This window comes from Spirosoma sp. SC4-14 (genome assembly GCF_037201965.1).
Classification (GTDB): Bacteria; Bacteroidota; Bacteroidia; order Cytophagales; family Spirosomataceae; genus Spirosoma.
In genome coordinates this window covers 6687388-6702763 of the sequence record NZ_CP147518.1, presented here as the reverse complement: position 1 = coordinate 6702763, position 15376 = coordinate 6687388, and the positions used below count along the sequence as shown (strand labels likewise).

The 15376-nt window shown below is 49.1% G+C and carries 16 protein-coding genes; all 16 read right to left on the bottom strand.

What is annotated here, in order from left to right; all coding sequences use genetic code 11:
• Positions 1-4 precede the first annotated feature (4 nt).
• Positions 5-793: a DUF3108 domain-containing protein gene (locus WBJ53_RS27670; RefSeq protein ID WP_338872328.1), complete on the bottom strand. Its 789-nt coding sequence runs from the start codon at positions 791-793 to the stop codon at positions 5-7.
• Between the two features lie 27 nt (positions 794-820).
• Entirely contained in the window at positions 821-1867 is a 1047-nt protein-coding gene (locus tag WBJ53_RS27665) for an aminopeptidase (protein WP_338872326.1), read from the bottom strand.
• A gap of 169 nt (positions 1868-2036) precedes the next feature.
• A complete protein-coding gene (locus WBJ53_RS27660; protein WP_338872324.1) occupies positions 2037-3611 on the bottom strand; it encodes a serine hydrolase in 1575 nt (524 codons plus the stop codon).
• A gap of 127 nt (positions 3612-3738) precedes the next feature.
• Positions 3739-4341, bottom strand: coding sequence for an LUD domain-containing protein (locus tag WBJ53_RS27655; protein WP_338872322.1), 603 nt, complete (start codon positions 4339-4341; stop codon positions 3739-3741).
• Complete coding sequence (locus WBJ53_RS27650) at positions 4334-5722, bottom strand: lactate utilization protein B (RefSeq protein ID WP_338872320.1); 1389 nt, start codon at positions 5720-5722, stop codon at positions 4334-4336. The genes WBJ53_RS27655 and WBJ53_RS27650 overlap by 8 nt, the downstream gene beginning before the upstream one ends.
• A gap of 15 nt (positions 5723-5737) precedes the next feature.
• A complete protein-coding gene (locus WBJ53_RS27645; RefSeq protein ID WP_338872318.1) occupies positions 5738-6472 on the bottom strand; it encodes a (Fe-S)-binding protein in 735 nt (244 codons plus the stop codon).
• 127 nt (positions 6473-6599) lie between these two features.
• Positions 6600-7634, bottom strand: a complete 1035-nt coding sequence (rhaT, locus tag WBJ53_RS27640) for an L-rhamnose/proton symporter RhaT (RefSeq protein ID WP_338872316.1) — start codon at positions 7632-7634, stop codon at positions 6600-6602.
• Between the two features lie 179 nt (positions 7635-7813).
• Complete coding sequence (locus WBJ53_RS27635) at positions 7814-8455, bottom strand: cysteine hydrolase (protein ID WP_338872314.1); 642 nt, start codon at positions 8453-8455, stop codon at positions 7814-7816.
• Between the two features lie 96 nt (positions 8456-8551).
• Positions 8552-9835, bottom strand: a complete 1284-nt coding sequence (locus tag WBJ53_RS27630) for a serine hydrolase domain-containing protein (protein WP_338872312.1) — start codon at positions 9833-9835, stop codon at positions 8552-8554.
• 103 nt (positions 9836-9938) lie between these two features.
• Positions 9939-10499: a GNAT family protein gene (locus WBJ53_RS27625; protein WP_338872310.1), complete on the bottom strand. Its 561-nt coding sequence runs from the start codon at positions 10497-10499 to the stop codon at positions 9939-9941.
• An 18-nt stretch (positions 10500-10517) separates the two neighbouring features.
• Positions 10518-11618, bottom strand: coding sequence for a dipeptide epimerase (locus tag WBJ53_RS27620; RefSeq protein ID WP_338872308.1), 1101 nt, complete (start codon positions 11616-11618; stop codon positions 10518-10520).
• 51 nt (positions 11619-11669) lie between these two features.
• Positions 11670-12800, bottom strand: coding sequence for an amidohydrolase family protein (locus tag WBJ53_RS27615; RefSeq protein ID WP_338872306.1), 1131 nt, complete (start codon positions 12798-12800; stop codon positions 11670-11672).
• 20 nt (positions 12801-12820) lie between these two features.
• Positions 12821-13300, bottom strand: coding sequence for a 2-C-methyl-D-erythritol 2,4-cyclodiphosphate synthase (gene ispF, locus WBJ53_RS27610; protein WP_338872304.1), 480 nt, complete (start codon positions 13298-13300; stop codon positions 12821-12823).
• A gap of 35 nt (positions 13301-13335) precedes the next feature.
• On the bottom strand, positions 13336-13665 hold the full coding sequence (locus WBJ53_RS27605; RefSeq protein WP_338872302.1) for a HEPN domain-containing protein: 330 nt from the start codon (positions 13663-13665) through the stop codon (positions 13336-13338).
• A gap of 20 nt (positions 13666-13685) precedes the next feature.
• Positions 13686-13928, bottom strand: coding sequence for a nucleotidyltransferase domain-containing protein (locus WBJ53_RS27600; RefSeq protein WP_338872300.1), 243 nt, complete (start codon positions 13926-13928; stop codon positions 13686-13688).
• 123 nt (positions 13929-14051) lie between these two features.
• Positions 14052-15287, bottom strand: coding sequence for a pitrilysin family protein (locus WBJ53_RS27595; protein WP_338872299.1), 1236 nt, complete (start codon positions 15285-15287; stop codon positions 14052-14054).
• Between the last annotated feature and the right edge of the window lie 89 nt (positions 15288-15376).

Below are 15376 nucleotides of genomic sequence, written 5' to 3'. Positions count from 1 at the left end.
ATCGTTAATAAAAATGCAGCGACTGTTTTAGGCCGCTATTACGCTTAAGATCCATCACCATTGAGCCTACCCACAAATCGACCTCCACTTTCACGGGTACTTTATTGACGTCGTCAGAAACAAAGATCCGAATCGACTCTTCATCTTTAAATAGCTTGTTTTGCGGCAGAACAGGATTTAGTTTCAGCACATTAATTTTACCCTGCTTGGTTTTGATTATGTCTTTTCCTCGATACCGAACCTTCATATTATAAACCGTATCGTCGTAGAAAGCAGGTACTTCAATCACTTGCCCACTGCTTATTTTACTAAAGTCGATGGTGCGCAGGAAATAATAACCACTAATAAGGTCATGCACATTGTCGGGCACTTTAAACACATCTTTTTCTGTGCGCTCTTCGGCTTTTACCGTGTTTGCTTCGTGGTTAAACGTAATATTCTCCTCCTTACGGTAATTATTTTCCTGTAGATTCGTATAGAATTTCTGTGGGAGAATAGCCGATGTATCGATATAGGAGCGCCAGGTATCCCGAATCCGGGTTACCAGATCGAAAGCGCCAACCGTACGACCATCGACATTGACCCGATAGCAGGGCCTGTCATTCACTTTATATAAGGTAGGACTTACATCAACAACGGCTTCGGCTGCATTGATAAAGGCATAGTGGACCCGATATTCAAGATGTTCTCCCGGACCAAAACTATTATTGACCACGCGTCGATAGGTGTTCAGTGCCGTGAAACCTGTGCCCAGAACAGAAAGAATACCGATGCTTATTACTAATTTCTTCATAGGAACAACCGCCCTTCTGGACTTCGTTTACAAAGATGGATAGGTTTGTTTTAAGTATGTTAGATACCGCTTAAAATTGCCACCGAACTGATTTTCAAACTCCTGTCGAAACCGATTTTGCTGTTTTCGATAGGTCAGATAACCAATAAAGTACGCATTATTCGGTAGGTTTAGTTTGTTCAAACGCCGTTTTTTTACTGAACGTGTAGCTGAACTACTCCGTTCGTCGCTCAATGTATCCGACGAGACCACAATTTGCCGGATGGTTTGCCACTTCAGTGAATCTTTGACTGCAAGGGCCGTTGTGGGTTTAAAACTGTGATACAAACTATCGAGTTTTCGGGTGCCTCGCAGAATATGGTCGTCATAGCGTTCATAGAATGCTTTGGTAGCCAGATAATCCCGATAAGGTGTCGAGTCTTTCCCATATTTCTGAGCCAGAAAACGTAAGGCACCATATTCGCCCACGAAATCGGCCAGATTCTCATTGTATTCTAAACTGTTTTTAACGAACAGTGTTCCGTGCGTTAACTCATGAATGATCAGTTCGGCCAGACTCCCAACACGGCGGTCGAGAAAGCTGGACAGGATGGGATCATTTAAAAATCCTAATGTCGACCAGGCCGACACTTCACTGATGCGTGTATCGTAGCCTTCTCGATTCAGTTCCGACACAGTAGAGTCGGCACGATCTTTCTCAAAAAAACCTTTGTATGAAAACGTTCCAATAATTGGGAAATGCCATTGGCGGGCAACAAGTTGATAAGGCTCGGCTGCCGTTATAACCCATAGAATTGGTTTGCCATGCTGATCGTAAAACGACTCGTAACTGCCCGACTTGTCCAGTCCAAGGCTGTCAATAGCAAAACGTTTGATTTCGCGGATAAGTTCTATTTTTTGTTTGAGTGAGTCAGGATAAGCTGGATCGGCCAGGACCTCATCGACAGGTTCGGTATTCCAGAGGATGTGTAGTTGGCCCTTTGCCTGCATCCAGCCATAGCTAATCAATTCCTGCTGCCATATCCCTACGACAACTAACACCAGCAGCACCCCTACGCCAATTTTTTTCCACATAATAAATACAGTGATCAGCTAAACGTGATCAGTTATCAGCAACAAAGTTATTGATATTGATCGCGTTTGGCTGATCACTGTTACATGTTCTTTTTTCGACAGGATTACCAGGATTATTTTTGAAAATAGCTGGCCCAACTAATCCTGGCAATCCTGTTGAAAAGATGGATTACTGTACCTGCCCCTGCAGAACAGGACGGTCGTCTTTAACGGACGAATTAAGAATGGCCAGACTTTTCCTGAATTCGACTTTCAGATTGTTGTTGTCGAATGTGCAGGTAATCGTTTCGTAGTGAGCCGTTTCAATGAACCGAACTGTCAGCACAAAGGTGTTGGGATCGGTCCAGGTGCCGCTCGAAGCGATTTTAGTTTGGGTTTCGCCCGGAATTTTTGTTGGCGTTAGTTTGAGTGGAAGGGCTGACAAGTCGGTTTCTTTTACGACCCAACGCCCCATGCCGCAGTTGATCCGGTGTTGGCCCTGATCGTCCTGTATGGTAAAGATACCGCCGTCTTTGCCAAAATTGAGCGAAACGGTTTTAACGTGCAGCGAATTTTCGGCCATAGCGAACGGCTTGCCGTCGATCTGAGCCACAATGGGCGAGGTTGATTTTACATTCAGAATCGGCAGCGCGAGTGTTGTCAGTTTTCTCTTCAGGCTTGCCTGAGCAAGGTCGTCGGCAGGTAGGACTTTACCCTTTACGGCTCCTAACAGGTGGTTCCAGACATTGTCCAGAACACCCTGCATATCGCTGGTTTCGCTGGTGATTGCCACTACCATATTTTCTTTCGGAATAACAATACAATATTGCCCGAATGCGCCATCGCCCCGGTAGGCATCATGTCGACAACGCCAGAACTGATAGCCATAGCCCTGCAACCAATCGTTCTCTTCTTTCGGGCGCGATCCACCCTTCGACTGAATCTCGAACTTAGTCGCATCTTCGATCCAATCGGCCGCTACCAGCCGTTTACCGTTCCATACGCCTTTCTGAAGGAATAGCTGCCCAAACCGGGCAATATCTTCCGTTTTCAGGCGAAGGCCCCAACCACCTGTATTAATCCCCTGTGGGTCGACCTCCCAATCGGCGCCTTCGATGCCCAGCGGGTCGAACAGGCGAGGTTTTAGGTAGGCCAGCACGGTTTGTCCGGTAAGTTTCTGCACAATGGCCGAGAGCATGTATGTAGCGATGCTATTGTAGAGAAAAAATGTGCCGGGCTTATGCTCGACAGGTTGAGCCAGAAACGCTTTAGCCCAGTTTTTTTCGGAGCGAACAGCAGGTTCCTTATCATGCCCGGTCGACATTGTGAGCAGGTCTTTTACCCGCATGGCAGCCAGATTCTCGCTAACGGTGACAGGTAGATCGTTCGGAAAAAATTTGATTACTTTATCCTCAACAGTCAGGCGTTTTTCGGCGACGGCCAGTCCAACTGCTGTTGACGTAAAGCTTTTACTGAGTGAGTAAAGAGTGTGTTTGAGATTGGGTGCATAGGGGGCCCACCAGCCTTCGGCAACAACGTGACCGTGCCGCAAAACCATTACACTGTGGACATTGAGTTTCTTTTCTTCAACAGCATTGAGGAAGTTCAGAATTTCGGTCGACGACATACCCTGGGCTTCGGGCGTACTACGGAGAAGTTTCGTAGTGCCCTTAGCCCATGTGTCGATTGGTAGCGAAGACAGAAGACTAACGCTGGCGGCACCAAAGCCTAATTGTTTCAGAAAAAGCCTGCGATTGAGCTGCATAGATTGGTTTATGAATGTATAGGCTCAAAAGCTTATTAACCGCTGATTCTCACGTTCGGGCGGAAAGATATTGGATGCTGGACATTAGTCATTGGATGTTGGTTAGTTTCTGAAAGTTGTCTAACGACTAATGTCCAGCATCCGCAAGCAGAAACACCGTTAACGTTTTGGAGCCGTGGGCGCCAATAACCAGCGATTGTTCAATGTCGGCGGTTTTAGAAGGACCGGCAATGAAAGCGCCAAAACCCACGCTGGTATCGATGCGGGGATAGGCCTGGTGCATGTTGCCTACAATGTTTTTTTCGGATACCACAAGGGCCAGATTGAGGGTAATGAACGGTAGTGCCCGAATACCCATAACTGGTTCATCGACCCAGATGGCTGCATTTTCGGCCACACCAACTTTCCCTTCCAGTACGACCAGGTGCAAATCGTCCAGCAGCCGAAGGTCTTCGGCTGGGGTGAAATTGCTAATATCGAGCCCCGAAACCCGGCTCAGTACGGGTAGTGTAAGATCGTATTCGTTGCCGAGAAAGGCGTTTACTTCATCCAGCGATGTTACCCGTATGGCTTGTCCGCCATTATTTTTTACCATCGTCAGGAAGGTATCAGCGAACTGATCGGACGCCATGTTGGGAGCGAAACCGATGGTAGCGGGCAGCGGTTGAACATCGGGTTTTCCTCGTCGAATGGCAGCCAGAATAGTATCGCGGGTGGTTGATTCAGCCATTCGTTTTTTTGTTTTGTTCTGCATACCAATCCCGGAAACTTTGGGCAGGCGGTTTGGGCATATCGCGGTGGATAGCCCAGGGGTTCAGGCTGGGTTTATTAGCCAGCGACGGAAATTTCTGCATAAGCCACCGTCCGGCACGTCCGGCAAAGCGGTATAGCCACGGATGGCTGAAGAGTACGTCCATGCCGCTCATGCCCATTTTTTTCGACGATTCAACGGCTCCGGCTTCACCCAGTACCTGCCGCCATTTGTAGAGCTGCTGATGAATGTCAATTTTGACTGGGCACACATTGGAACACGATCCGCACAGCGTAGATGCAAACGGCAGATCGGCATACTCTTTCATGTCAATATTGGGAGCCAGAATAGAGCCAATGGGGCCAGCTACAGCCGTGTGGTAACTGTGTCCACCACTACGCCGGTAAACCGGGCAGGTGTTCATGCAGGCTCCACAACGAATACACTTCAGTGAATTGCGAAAATCGGGGCTGGCCAACTGGCGCGTACGGCCATTGTCGACCAATACGAGGTGCATTTCCTGACCCGGGCCCGGTTTGCGAAAATGACTGGAAAATGTTGTGATTGGTTGACCTGTTGCCGATCGGGTTAGCAGCCGCAGAAAAACGCCCAGATGCTCAGCTTTTGGAATTACTTTTTCAATGCCCATGCAGGCAATATGAACCTTGGCCAGATGGGCACCCAGGTCGGCGTTGCCTTCGTTGGTACAGACCACAAAGCCGCCCGTTTCGGCAATGGCGAAGTTGACGCCCGTTATGGCAACATCGGCCATCAGGAATTTCTGGCGGAGGTGAATTCGGGCCGCTTCTGTCAGATACTGCGGATCTTCGGCCCCAGCTTCGGTGCCCAGATGCTGATGAAACAGATCGCCAATGTGTTTCTTTTTGAGGTGGATGGCGGGCATCACAATGTGGCTCGGTGGCTCATTGCGAAGCTGAATAATACGTTCGCCCAGATCGGTGTCGATGACCTCGATACCCCGTTCGATTAGATAAGGGTTGAGATGACATTCTTCGGTGAGCATTGATTTGCTCTTGACAATCTTGCTGGCATTGTGCTGCTGAAGAATGCTGTGAACGATTCGGTTATGTTCGTCGCCGTTGGCTGCCCAGTGAACCGTAATGCCATTTTTTTTTGCATTTTCTTCCAACTGAATCAGATAATCGTCCAGCCGGGAAAGTGTGTGGGTTTTAATCTGAGAAGCCTGTTCACGCAATTGCTCCCACTCGGGCAATGAGTGAGCAGCCCGGTCGCGTTTGCTGCGGACGAACCAGAGGGTTTCATTATGCCAATCGGCATTTTCTTCGTCGCGCAGAAAAGCTTCGGCAGCTTCGGCATGTTTTAAAGAAGCAGTTTCCATATCCGTTGTTTAGTTCTATGAAGCCAGAATTTCGGCAATATGCTTGATTTTTACCGAGCTATTCTGACGTCGTAATACCCCTTCTAACTGCATCAGGCACGACATATCGCCCCCGGTAATCACTTCGGCGCCATGACGCAGGTGATCGGCAACCCGATCTTTTCCCATTTTCGACGACAGGGCTTCCTCAAATACGCAGAAAGTCCCGCCAAAACCGCAGCATTCGTCGGGGTGAGTAAGTTCGATCAGCTCAAGTCCATCAACCATCCGCAAAAGCTGCTCAGGTTTCGAAAACGTAGGTGCTACCAGTTCCGACATCGACGAAAGGCCAAGTCCACGCTGACCATGACAACTGGTATGCAGGCCAACCCGATGCGGAAAGCGGGCGTTAGGAAGCGATTCAACTTTCAGCACATCGGTCAGAAATTCGCAGAGTTCGTAGACATTCGCCCGCAGCCGGGCGGCTTCGTCGGGGCGTTCGTCGGAGTGCAGATGGTCTTTCAGGTGCAGTACACAACTACCCGAAGGGCCAACAACAACATCACAATTGGCAAAATTCTGGATAAAGTTCTTATCGCAGCCTGCCGACAGACGCTGAAAACCTGAATTAGCCATTGGCTGACCGCAGCAGGTTTGTTCCATTGGAAACGTAACCGTAACGCCGAGCGACTCAAGCAACCGCAAGGTGGCAATGCCTACCTGTGGATAGAACTGATCGACGTAACAGGGAATAAATAAACCAACATTCATCTCATAAAACGAATCAACTACGAAAATAACGAAGACCGTTCGGAATTCGGACTTTTTCGACAGGATTTACAGGGTAGGTGAGCTGAAGTCCGAAACGTCGGCCCGGCTGTTAATCCTGCCGAACGATTTATGATTGTGTTCCTAATCCAATCAGTACGGTCGATAGTACGATCAGAAACAAACCGGCAAAGACAACGCTATAGGTTTTTCGGCTGGCCCCGCGCCATTCCCACAATACCAAGCCCCAAAGGGTGCTGAAGGTAATGATAAAGGCCATGTGCATGGTCCAGCCCGCAAACCGGATGCCATCGGGAAGGTAATTGTCGCCCATCCCGTAGAAGAAGAACTGAAAATACCAGGTTGTACCGGCCAGCAGCGCCCAGATGTAGTTGCGCAGTAGCGGTGTTTGTGCGTCTGTATAATCGCCAAACGAGCGATTCCGACGGTTTAGAACCATGCACCAGATGAAGTTGGTCGTAAAGCCGCCAAACATCAGCACCGGATAAATGGCGTTATTCTGCCAGAGTGGATTGGTTCCGTGCGTAACCGCCAGTTGGGCAATGGGCCGTCCGGCGGTCAGAGCAAACGCAAAACAGGCACTCAGAATCCCCGAAATGGTGGCAACGATAATGCCTTTGCGAAGGTCGAATTCGGCTACTGTTGCTTTCTGTTGTTCGGGATTGAGATCACGTTCTTTTAACATACCGGCCCAGCCGCACACGGCAATCCCAAGCAGGCATAGCGCAACTCCACCCAGTGTGAAATGACCCGTGCGGGTATGCAACAGCAAATCCGTTTTACCTTCCCAGATGGGTGGTACCAGAGTGCCAAAGGCCGAACAGTAGCCCAGAGCTACGGCCATGCCGAGCGAAATACCCAGATACCGCATCGTTAGGCCGAAGGTTAAACCGCCAATACCCCAGAGAACACCGAAAAAATAAGTCCAGAAAAGAGTATTGCTATCAGCCGAGGTTATACTGGGAACTAGTCCGTTGACGGTCAGGCCGCCCATTACCCAGGGCACAATAATCCAGGAGGCAACACCTCCCACAATCCAGGCACTTTCCCATGACCATTGCTTAACGTTACGGAAGGGCAAATAAAAACTGCCGGAAGCAAACCCACCGACAGCATGATAGATAACTCCCAAAATGGCATTCATAAAAAGATGGTTTAGGGCAATAGACGGCAGAAACACCGTTGGATGTCAGAAAATCTGACAGCGATTTGTAAAGATGCTGTTCTTTTTAAACATAACTTTCCTGCTCTTTCCTGCGTATGGGTGGGAAACCAACCCTAAAAGGTTTCAAAAACCTTTTAGGGTTCTCTTGATGGCGTAGCTCAGGCCGAATACCCTCTTGTTTCGATTTCCTGAACGGCTTGTCCCGTTAACTCGTCCAGAAACTGGTTGTGTGTCATAGGTTTCGAAAACATCGGGAAGTTTTTTGCGCAGGCAAAGGCTTGCTCTTCTTCGCTCAGCGTAGCGGTGCAGTCGGTGAGGGTAATGACCTCGAATCCTTTTTCGTACCCTGAACGCATGGTCGATTCAACGCAGCAGTTGGTCAGAAAACCGCCCAAGGCCATGGTTTCAATGCCTTTACTGCGCAGAATGAAATCCAGATTTGTGCTGGCGAATGCATCTAGCCCACGCTTACCTTCCAGCACAATGTCGCCGGGTTGAGGGGTTAGCACATCAACAATGTCGACGCCCCATGATCCTTTGCGGAACGACTGACTCTCGACAACGCCTTTCAGAATGCCATACGGATGCTTTGTTATTTCGAAATAACCTTCCTGAAAACTGATTGGCGAATGAATAATCACTGCTCCGGCTTCGCGGGCTTTTTGTACCAGATCAATGGTATTCTGGAGCATATTTGTCGACTCCATAACACCTTTAACAGCATCGTGCAGGCTACCTCCCGGCGACGTAAAATCATTCTGATACTCGATCAGGACAACGGCGGTTTTTTGCGGATTCATGGCTGTGATTTGTTTTAACAGATTCATAAAAAATACCTCCAGACAATGCTCTACTGCCGGTGGCAATCCTATACTAAAGTACCGTAACCAGTGGGTTTACTCCAAGGCCTGATAGACGGCAATGCGAAATTTTTTAACGAAATCGCTATAATAGGCATACGGATGTACGTTTGTGAAAATCAGCAGAATCAGATCTTCCTTTGGGTCGATGGTAAATTCGGAACAATACATTCCTCCCCACGTAAATGATCCCGGCGAAGCCTGATCGCCATAGTGCGATTGTTCGGTAATGAGTTGGAAACCCAGCCCAAATTTGTCGTGACGATCCCAGACTTCGGCGGCTCCAATCTGGTTGTGTAGCATCATTTCGACGGTTTTACGACCCAGAATCCGTTTGTTGTTGAAGGTGCCTTTGTTCAAAAACATCTGGCAGAGCCTGGCATAATCTTCAACGGTGCTAATTAGCCCAGCACCACCCGAAAAGTAGGTTTTTGCGCCTGAAATAGATGAGTTTCGATAGGCTTCGTTCTCATGTTGCGTCAAGGGTTGATCCAGGCTCGCTTTGCTGTATAGCTCAACCAGTCGGCTCGCTTTGTTGTCGGGTAGGTAAAAGTAGGTATCGTTCATACCGAGCGGATCGAGGACTCGCTCACGCATGGCTATATCGAACGGTTTACCGGATAGAATTTCAATCAACCGCCCGATAATATCGGTATTCAGGCCATATGTGAAGCCAGTGCCAGTGGAATCCGTTCCGGGATCGCGCAGGAGCGGGCGTTTGGCAAGTTTGTTAATCACATCTTCGAGCTTGTCGGGAGCCGTTGAGTTGAAGAAGGGTATTTTAAACTCGGGACGCTGGTCGAGTGGGTGTTCGTAGGGAATGCCAGCGTTGTGGCTGAGCAGTTGCCGGATGGTGATTTCGCTTTTGGCCGGCCGGGTTTCGTAAGTGCCGTTAATGGGGTTGGCTTTGTCGTATTTTACCAGCACTGTAGGGTTTTTGAAGGCTGGTATGTATTTCGAAATCGGATCGTCGAGCAAAAACTTTTCTTCTTCAAACAACGTCATGAGCGTTGCCGTTGTGATTGCCTTCGACTGTGAGGCAATCCGGTACATATCATTGCGTTTTAGCGGGGTTTTCTTTGCCAGATTGCTGTATCCAAAGGCTTTATGGTGTACAACGTTACCTTTGTGGGCAACGAAGGTAACGGCATTAGGAGCAATGCCCTGATCGATCAGGCTTTGTAGCCAGCTATCGAGTCGTTTGAGTCGTTCGGCCGAAAAGCCAGCTTCGGCGGGCGATTTGGCTGTTGTGAAGGTTTGTGGTAATGGCTGGGCAAGGAGAGAAGTAGCAAGCAGTAAGAGTGGGAGAATTAAGCGCATATTGGGTTTAGGATTTACGGTTTATGGTTGCGCTGCTCATTCTGGTCCTAATTAGGCGGAGCAACGATAAACCACAAACCGTAAACCATAAACCATCTCCTTTTTACTTACCCCAATTCCAGACAACAACCACCCAGGTTTCGCCAATGGCCGGGTCGTAGAATTCGTGCAGAGGCTCGAAACCAACACGGGCGTGGGCGCGCAGGGAGCGCGTATTGCTGGCCGAAATATCGGTGATTAGCAGTTGATATTGCTGGCCGTAAACTTCGCGGTGATGATCGAACATTCGATCGAAGACCCGTTGCCCCCGATAGCCTTCGCCAACGCACACCTGCCCCATCACATACCAGGCATACTCGCGCAAAGGCTTGTCGGTATAGGTGAGCGAATTGATTAGATCAAATAGCGGAAGTAATTCCGGCACATCGGCCCCAAATTCGGGAAGCATCGTAAGTGCATAACCAATTACCCTATCTCCGTCTTTGGCAATAATACTGGGGGCTGCCTGATTCATACGAGCCAGCACGGCCGGATCATGTTCGACCGTTACAAATCCCTGATCGAGTTGAACGTTTATCGGAACGTTTTTGCGTAGATTGGCCTGTTGCAGATCCAGAATGCCCTGCACATCGGCATTCGATTGAACGGTGGTAATCGTAATCATGCGGAACACTTACAGAGTTCAGGAGATGCTGACCGTAGGGCATTGTTTTAAGAAAGCCGAATCGACTTCAGCGCCAATGCCGGGCGTATCAGGAAGTTCGATCTGGTAGCCATTGTAGCTAATACCGCCATATATCGGATCGTCGGCATGTTCGAAACAGGCGTCCAGGTCATAGAATCGAACGTTTTGGCGAGCCGAAGCAAGATGAGCATTGGCTGTTAAAGCCAGCCGTGACTCCGACATGCAGCCAATCATACACGCAATACCGGCCGATTCGGCAATCGAATTGATTTTGAGTGCTTCAAAAATACCACCGCTCTTAGAGAGCTTGATATTGAAATAGTCGACGGCTTCCTCCCGAACAAGTCGTATGGCATCAATAGCATCGAACAAGCTCTCGTCGGCCATAATGGGTACGGTTGTCTGTTGCCGAATCTGTCGAAGTCCGGCAATGTCGTGGCGTTTGATCGGCTGTTCGCAATATTGCACATTCCAGTCGCCAATCTTACGCAAAACGGCCTGAGCCGTTACTACATCCCAGCCCTGGTTGGCGTCGGTGCGAATAGGTGTATCGGTGCCAATGGCTTCCCGAATGGCTTCAATCCGGGCAATATCATCCCGTAAGTTTGTGCCGAGCTTGACTTTAATAGCATCTGCTCCTTTTGCCTGAATTCGGAGCGCATCCTCCACCATTCGTTCGGGAGTATTGATGTAAATAGTTTCGTCGGTTACGAGTGTCTGTTTCGAGCCTCCCAGAAACTGATAAAGCGGCATTTTGGCTGTTTTGGCTGCAAGGTCATACAAGGCCATATCGAAAGCCGAACGCGTGGTAGGGTGGGCGGGTAGATAACGGATCAGCGTTGTCAGGCAACCTTCAATATCGAGCGGATTGCGGCCAATTAGCAGCCGGGCCATATCGTTGGCAGCCGCCAGACTGGAAGCTTGTGTTTCGCCAACGATCATCCAGAAAGGGGAACCTTCGCCCCAGCCCGTAATGCTTTCGTCGGTCTGAATTTCGACCAGTATGTTCCGGGCATGCTCGATGGTTCCGAGCGAAATAGCTATGGGGGCCTTTAGCGAAATGTCGTAGCGATATAGGTTGATGGTGGTAATTTTCATGGCGGTATGCTACCCAGGATTTTGTGGGCCAAACCAATGTCTGGCCCTAGATTAGTTTGGGAACTGGCTTTTGTCTAGTCCTGGAATAATCCGTAGTGCATTTTTGTAGTACACTTTCTTAAGAATTTCGTCGGGTAGGGCCATGCCATACATACGCCAGAAAGCGTGGTACTTTTTGTGGTAGGGGAAATACTCGTCGTCGGATTCCAGAACCCGGAAATAAGTAGCGTATTCAGACGGAACCCAACTGTCTTTACCGAACAGAATTCGATCCTGATATTTGTCGAAGAATTTACCGGCAGTTCGTGGCTGGCGGCCCAGTTCGGCAATAACGGCACCAATCTCGACATTCATGTTCGGGAAAACCGTCATCAGGCTATCGAGTTTTTTCAGATCGTTGGGATACCAGCCCATGTGAGCCGCAATGAAGGTTGTTTTTGGGTGTTTGCGGAACACATTGTGCTGTTCGGTAATCAGTTGATCCCAGGGAACCGGATCATTTGGGCCGCGCCGACGACCGGCATGTAACTTCAGTTCGAGCCAGCGCTCGTTATACCGATCCATTGGGTCCCAGAATGACTTAGGGTCTGCCGTGTGAATCAGCACCGGAATGCCCAGTTCGCCACATTTGGCCCAGATGGCGTCAAGGCGCGGATCGTCGACTCGTACGCGTGCACCTTTATCGTCCTTGACATTAAGGCCCAGGTTTTTGTAGATTTTCAGGCCGTGAGCGCCCTTTTTTACATCGTCTTCGAGGGTTTTTACCGCCTGCGCTGTCCAGCCTTTATCGTTTACATTGGAGAAATTAATGTTTGTAAACAAGGCCAGCCGTTTGGGGTTGCTTTTCTGAATGTTGGCCAGCGCGTCGTCGAAAAAGCGAGTGCTTTCGGCTTCGCTACTGCTAAAACCACGGCCACTCAGGTTAATCATCAGGCCCATGTTCAGGCTATCCATCTGGGCAACTAGCTTGCTCAGATCGGCATGATCCATCTGGTACTGGTGATTATGCACATCGATGAACGGATATTTGGCCCGGGTCAGTTTGTGTTCGGGTACTTTCAGCGTCGAAACGGGGTCGTATTCTTCGAAACCCAGTGGCTCGTCGGGTTTACTGGGTTTGGGTTGCGCACAGGCCACTACGCCTGTCAGGAGCAGAGCAGGGAGGTAAATCAGGGTTTTCATAAACAGATTGTATTTACGAATTAATCCTTAAAGATAAGCGCCACACAATGCGCGGCAATACCTTCGCCCCGCCCAACGAACCCGATGTGTTCGGAAGTAGTGGCTTTAATAGAAATATCGTCTTCCGGTATCGCCATAACAGCAGCCAGACAGGTTTTCATCGCCGGGATATGTGGGTTTAGTTTGGGTTCCTGCAACACAACCGTAACATCGACATTCGAAACCTCGTAACCCGCTTCCCGGACCATACGAAGTACTTCGGTTAGCAGAATCTTACTATCGACACCTTTCCAGCGAGGGTCTTTATCCGAAAAATGATAGCCAATATTACGCATGTTGGCTGCGCCCAGCAGCGCATCGCACAGCACATGGCACACCACATCGGCATCAGAATGACCAACCGGCCCGAATGAACTCGGAATCTGGATACCACCCAGCCAGAATGGTCGTCCGGCTTCGAGTCGATGAACATCGTAGCCTTGTCCTACTCGTATTTTCATGAAACAAAATCGTTTTGCCGAAGATAGGCTTCGGCCTACATAAGAAATTCGGATGCCGTTTCCAATGCATCCATCGCATCTATTTCGGTCGTTTCTTCGTCCGCATCATAATCGCTATTCTGCCGTAGCAAAAACAGTTTATGAAAGTCTTTAGCATCAGATCTTTCGCAAATACCTGTTAGAACAAAGTGTTCTCCGAATAGCATTTTGATGGATGAATGAGACTTGCTGGTTATATTTCTGGTTGCAAGCAATGCTCTTACAGCGTCGAAATAAGCATAATAGGCCCGTCCGGCGGCACTCCAATAACTGCCGTTCTGTAATAAATACTGAGCATCTCTCAAACATTCCTCTGCCAGAAGCATATAGGTATGTACGTTTCCGCTCATATAAGTTTGCCTTCACGTCGGGCGTTCTGATAAAGGAATAAATCGGAATGAAGGTACTTTTCTAATGAAGCTGGTTTGACCGAAATCAATGTATGATGCTCATCGGAAAGATCATAGACCCGGTCAACCATATAACGAATCTCTTTTCCTGATTTCACTTCGTCATCATTGAGTACCACCATATAATAGACGTCGGATTCAGCATGGAAATCACCACGGGCGTAGGAACCGTATAGCACTATCCGATTGAGCCGGTCGCCGTAGAGTTCGGTGAGCGCCTGTTTCAGGTCTTGGGATAACGCCTGGAGCGGTTCTGCCGTCAGTGCCTTTGGCCGATAGGTCGTTTCTATGCTGTTTGTTGTTTATGCCACCCGATAGTATAGCGTTGAGCAGTTGTCTTTTCGAAGTACCTGTTTCGCCATTGCACGCAAATCGTCGGGCGTTACGGCCTGAATCTGAGCGGCTTCTTCATTGACCAGATCGGGGTTACCGGCATTGGCTGCAAATGCCAGATTCATGGCCCGGTTTAGTAGTTCTACTTCCGAAAAGGCCAGGGTAGCTTCTGCCTGATTTTTTACTTTCGCCAGTTCTTCGTCCGATACTGTCTGATCGATAAACTCCTGTACAACGCTTTCAACAGCCGCGTCGGCTTCTTCCAGCGAAACACCTCCGTTAAGCGTGCCCTGAACGACTAATAGACCCGGATCAATGGAGGAGGTGATATAAGCGCCTACGTTGCTGAAAAGCGGATTGTCGCGCAGGAGCCGCTGATACAGGCGCGACGATTTGCTCCGGCCAAGCAGATCGCTCAGCAGATCGGTGGTGTGAAAATCAGGCTGAAAACGACCCGGCATATGATAGGCTTTATAGAGGCCATTTAAAGGAACTTTGGCCGAAGTTTCCAACTTGCGGGCGGCTGTTTGAGGGAGTTCGGCGGGCAGTTGCCGAATATAGTGGTCACCCGCCGGAATTGGTTCGAACCACTTGGCACACAACTGCTTTACCTCTTCTATCGTAACATTTCCGGCTACAACCAGAATGGCATTGTTGGGTAGATAGTATTTGTAGAAAAAGGCTTTTACATCGTCTAGTGTCGCGTTTTCGATGTGGCTGATGTCTTTTCCGATGGTTGCCCAGCGGTATGGGTGGGTTTGATAGGCCAGCGGACGGAGTTTGAGCCATACGTCGCCATACGGCTGGTTCAGATACCGCTGTTTGAATTCTTCAATAACAACTTTTTGCTGCACATCGAGCACTTGCGGGTCGAAAGACAGACTCAGCATCCGATCGGATTCGAGCCAGAAGGCCGTTTCCAGATTAGCAGCCGGGAGGGTAATGTAGTAGTTGGTGATGTCGGGACTGGTAAAAGCATTATTCTCCCCACCAACTTTCTGGAGCGGCTCGTCGTAGGCCGGAATATGCCGCGAACCACCAAACATCAGGTGTTCGAATAAGTGGGCAAACCCCGTTTTTTCGGGATCTTCGTCGCGCGAACCAACATTATAAAGAATATTGACGGCCGCTATCGGGGTCGATTCGTCTTCGTGGACGAAGACCCGCAGGCCATTGTCCAGTACAAACTGTTCGTAATGAATCATAAGTGAAACTTTTGCGTATAGCCATCGTTAGATAATACGCTGTTAACAAAAGTACGGTCCGGCTAGTATAGAATCAAACGATGACGCCT

Bases quoted from the DNA above. Each gene is read 5' to 3' on its own strand.
- WBJ53_RS27630 (WP_338872312.1), bottom strand. From the start codon at position 9,835: ATGCGCTTAATTCTCCCACTCTTACTGCTTGCTACTTCTCTCCTTGCC.
- WBJ53_RS27625 (WP_338872310.1), bottom strand. From the start codon at position 10,499: ATGATTACGATTACCACCGTTCAATCGAATGCCGATGTGCAGGGCATT.
- WBJ53_RS27650 (WP_338872320.1), bottom strand. From the start codon at position 5,722: ATGGAAACTGCTTCTTTAAAACATGCCGAAGCTGCCGAAGCTTTTCTG.
- WBJ53_RS27655 (WP_338872322.1), bottom strand. From the start codon at position 4,341: ATGGCTGAATCAACCACCCGCGATACTATTCTGGCTGCCATTCGACGA.
- ispF (WP_338872304.1), bottom strand. From the start codon at position 13,300: ATGAAAATACGAGTAGGACAAGGCTACGATGTTCATCGACTCGAAGCC.
- WBJ53_RS27665 (WP_338872326.1), bottom strand. From the start codon at position 1,867: ATGTGGAAAAAAATTGGCGTAGGGGTGCTGCTGGTGTTAGTTGTCGTA.
- WBJ53_RS27605 (WP_338872302.1), bottom strand. From the start codon at position 13,665: ATGCTTCTGGCAGAGGAATGTTTGAGAGATGCTCAGTATTTATTACAG.
- WBJ53_RS27645 (WP_338872318.1), bottom strand. From the start codon at position 6,472: ATGAATGTTGGTTTATTTATTCCCTGTTACGTCGATCAGTTCTATCCA.
- WBJ53_RS27670 (WP_338872328.1), bottom strand. From the start codon at position 793: ATGAAGAAATTAGTAATAAGCATCGGTATTCTTTCTGTTCTGGGCACA.
- WBJ53_RS27615 (WP_338872306.1), bottom strand. From the start codon at position 12,800: ATGAAAACCCTGATTTACCTCCCTGCTCTGCTCCTGACAGGCGTAGTG.
- rhaT (WP_338872316.1), bottom strand. From the start codon at position 7,634: ATGAATGCCATTTTGGGAGTTATCTATCATGCTGTCGGTGGGTTTGCT.
- WBJ53_RS27595 (WP_338872299.1), bottom strand. From the start codon at position 15,287: ATGATTCATTACGAACAGTTTGTACTGGACAATGGCCTGCGGGTCTTC.
- WBJ53_RS27635 (WP_338872314.1), bottom strand. From the start codon at position 8,455: ATGAATCCGCAAAAAACCGCCGTTGTCCTGATCGAGTATCAGAATGAT.
- WBJ53_RS27620 (WP_338872308.1), bottom strand. From the start codon at position 11,618: ATGAAAATTACCACCATCAACCTATATCGCTACGACATTTCGCTAAAG.
- WBJ53_RS27660 (WP_338872324.1), bottom strand. From the start codon at position 3,611: ATGCAGCTCAATCGCAGGCTTTTTCTGAAACAATTAGGCTTTGGTGCC.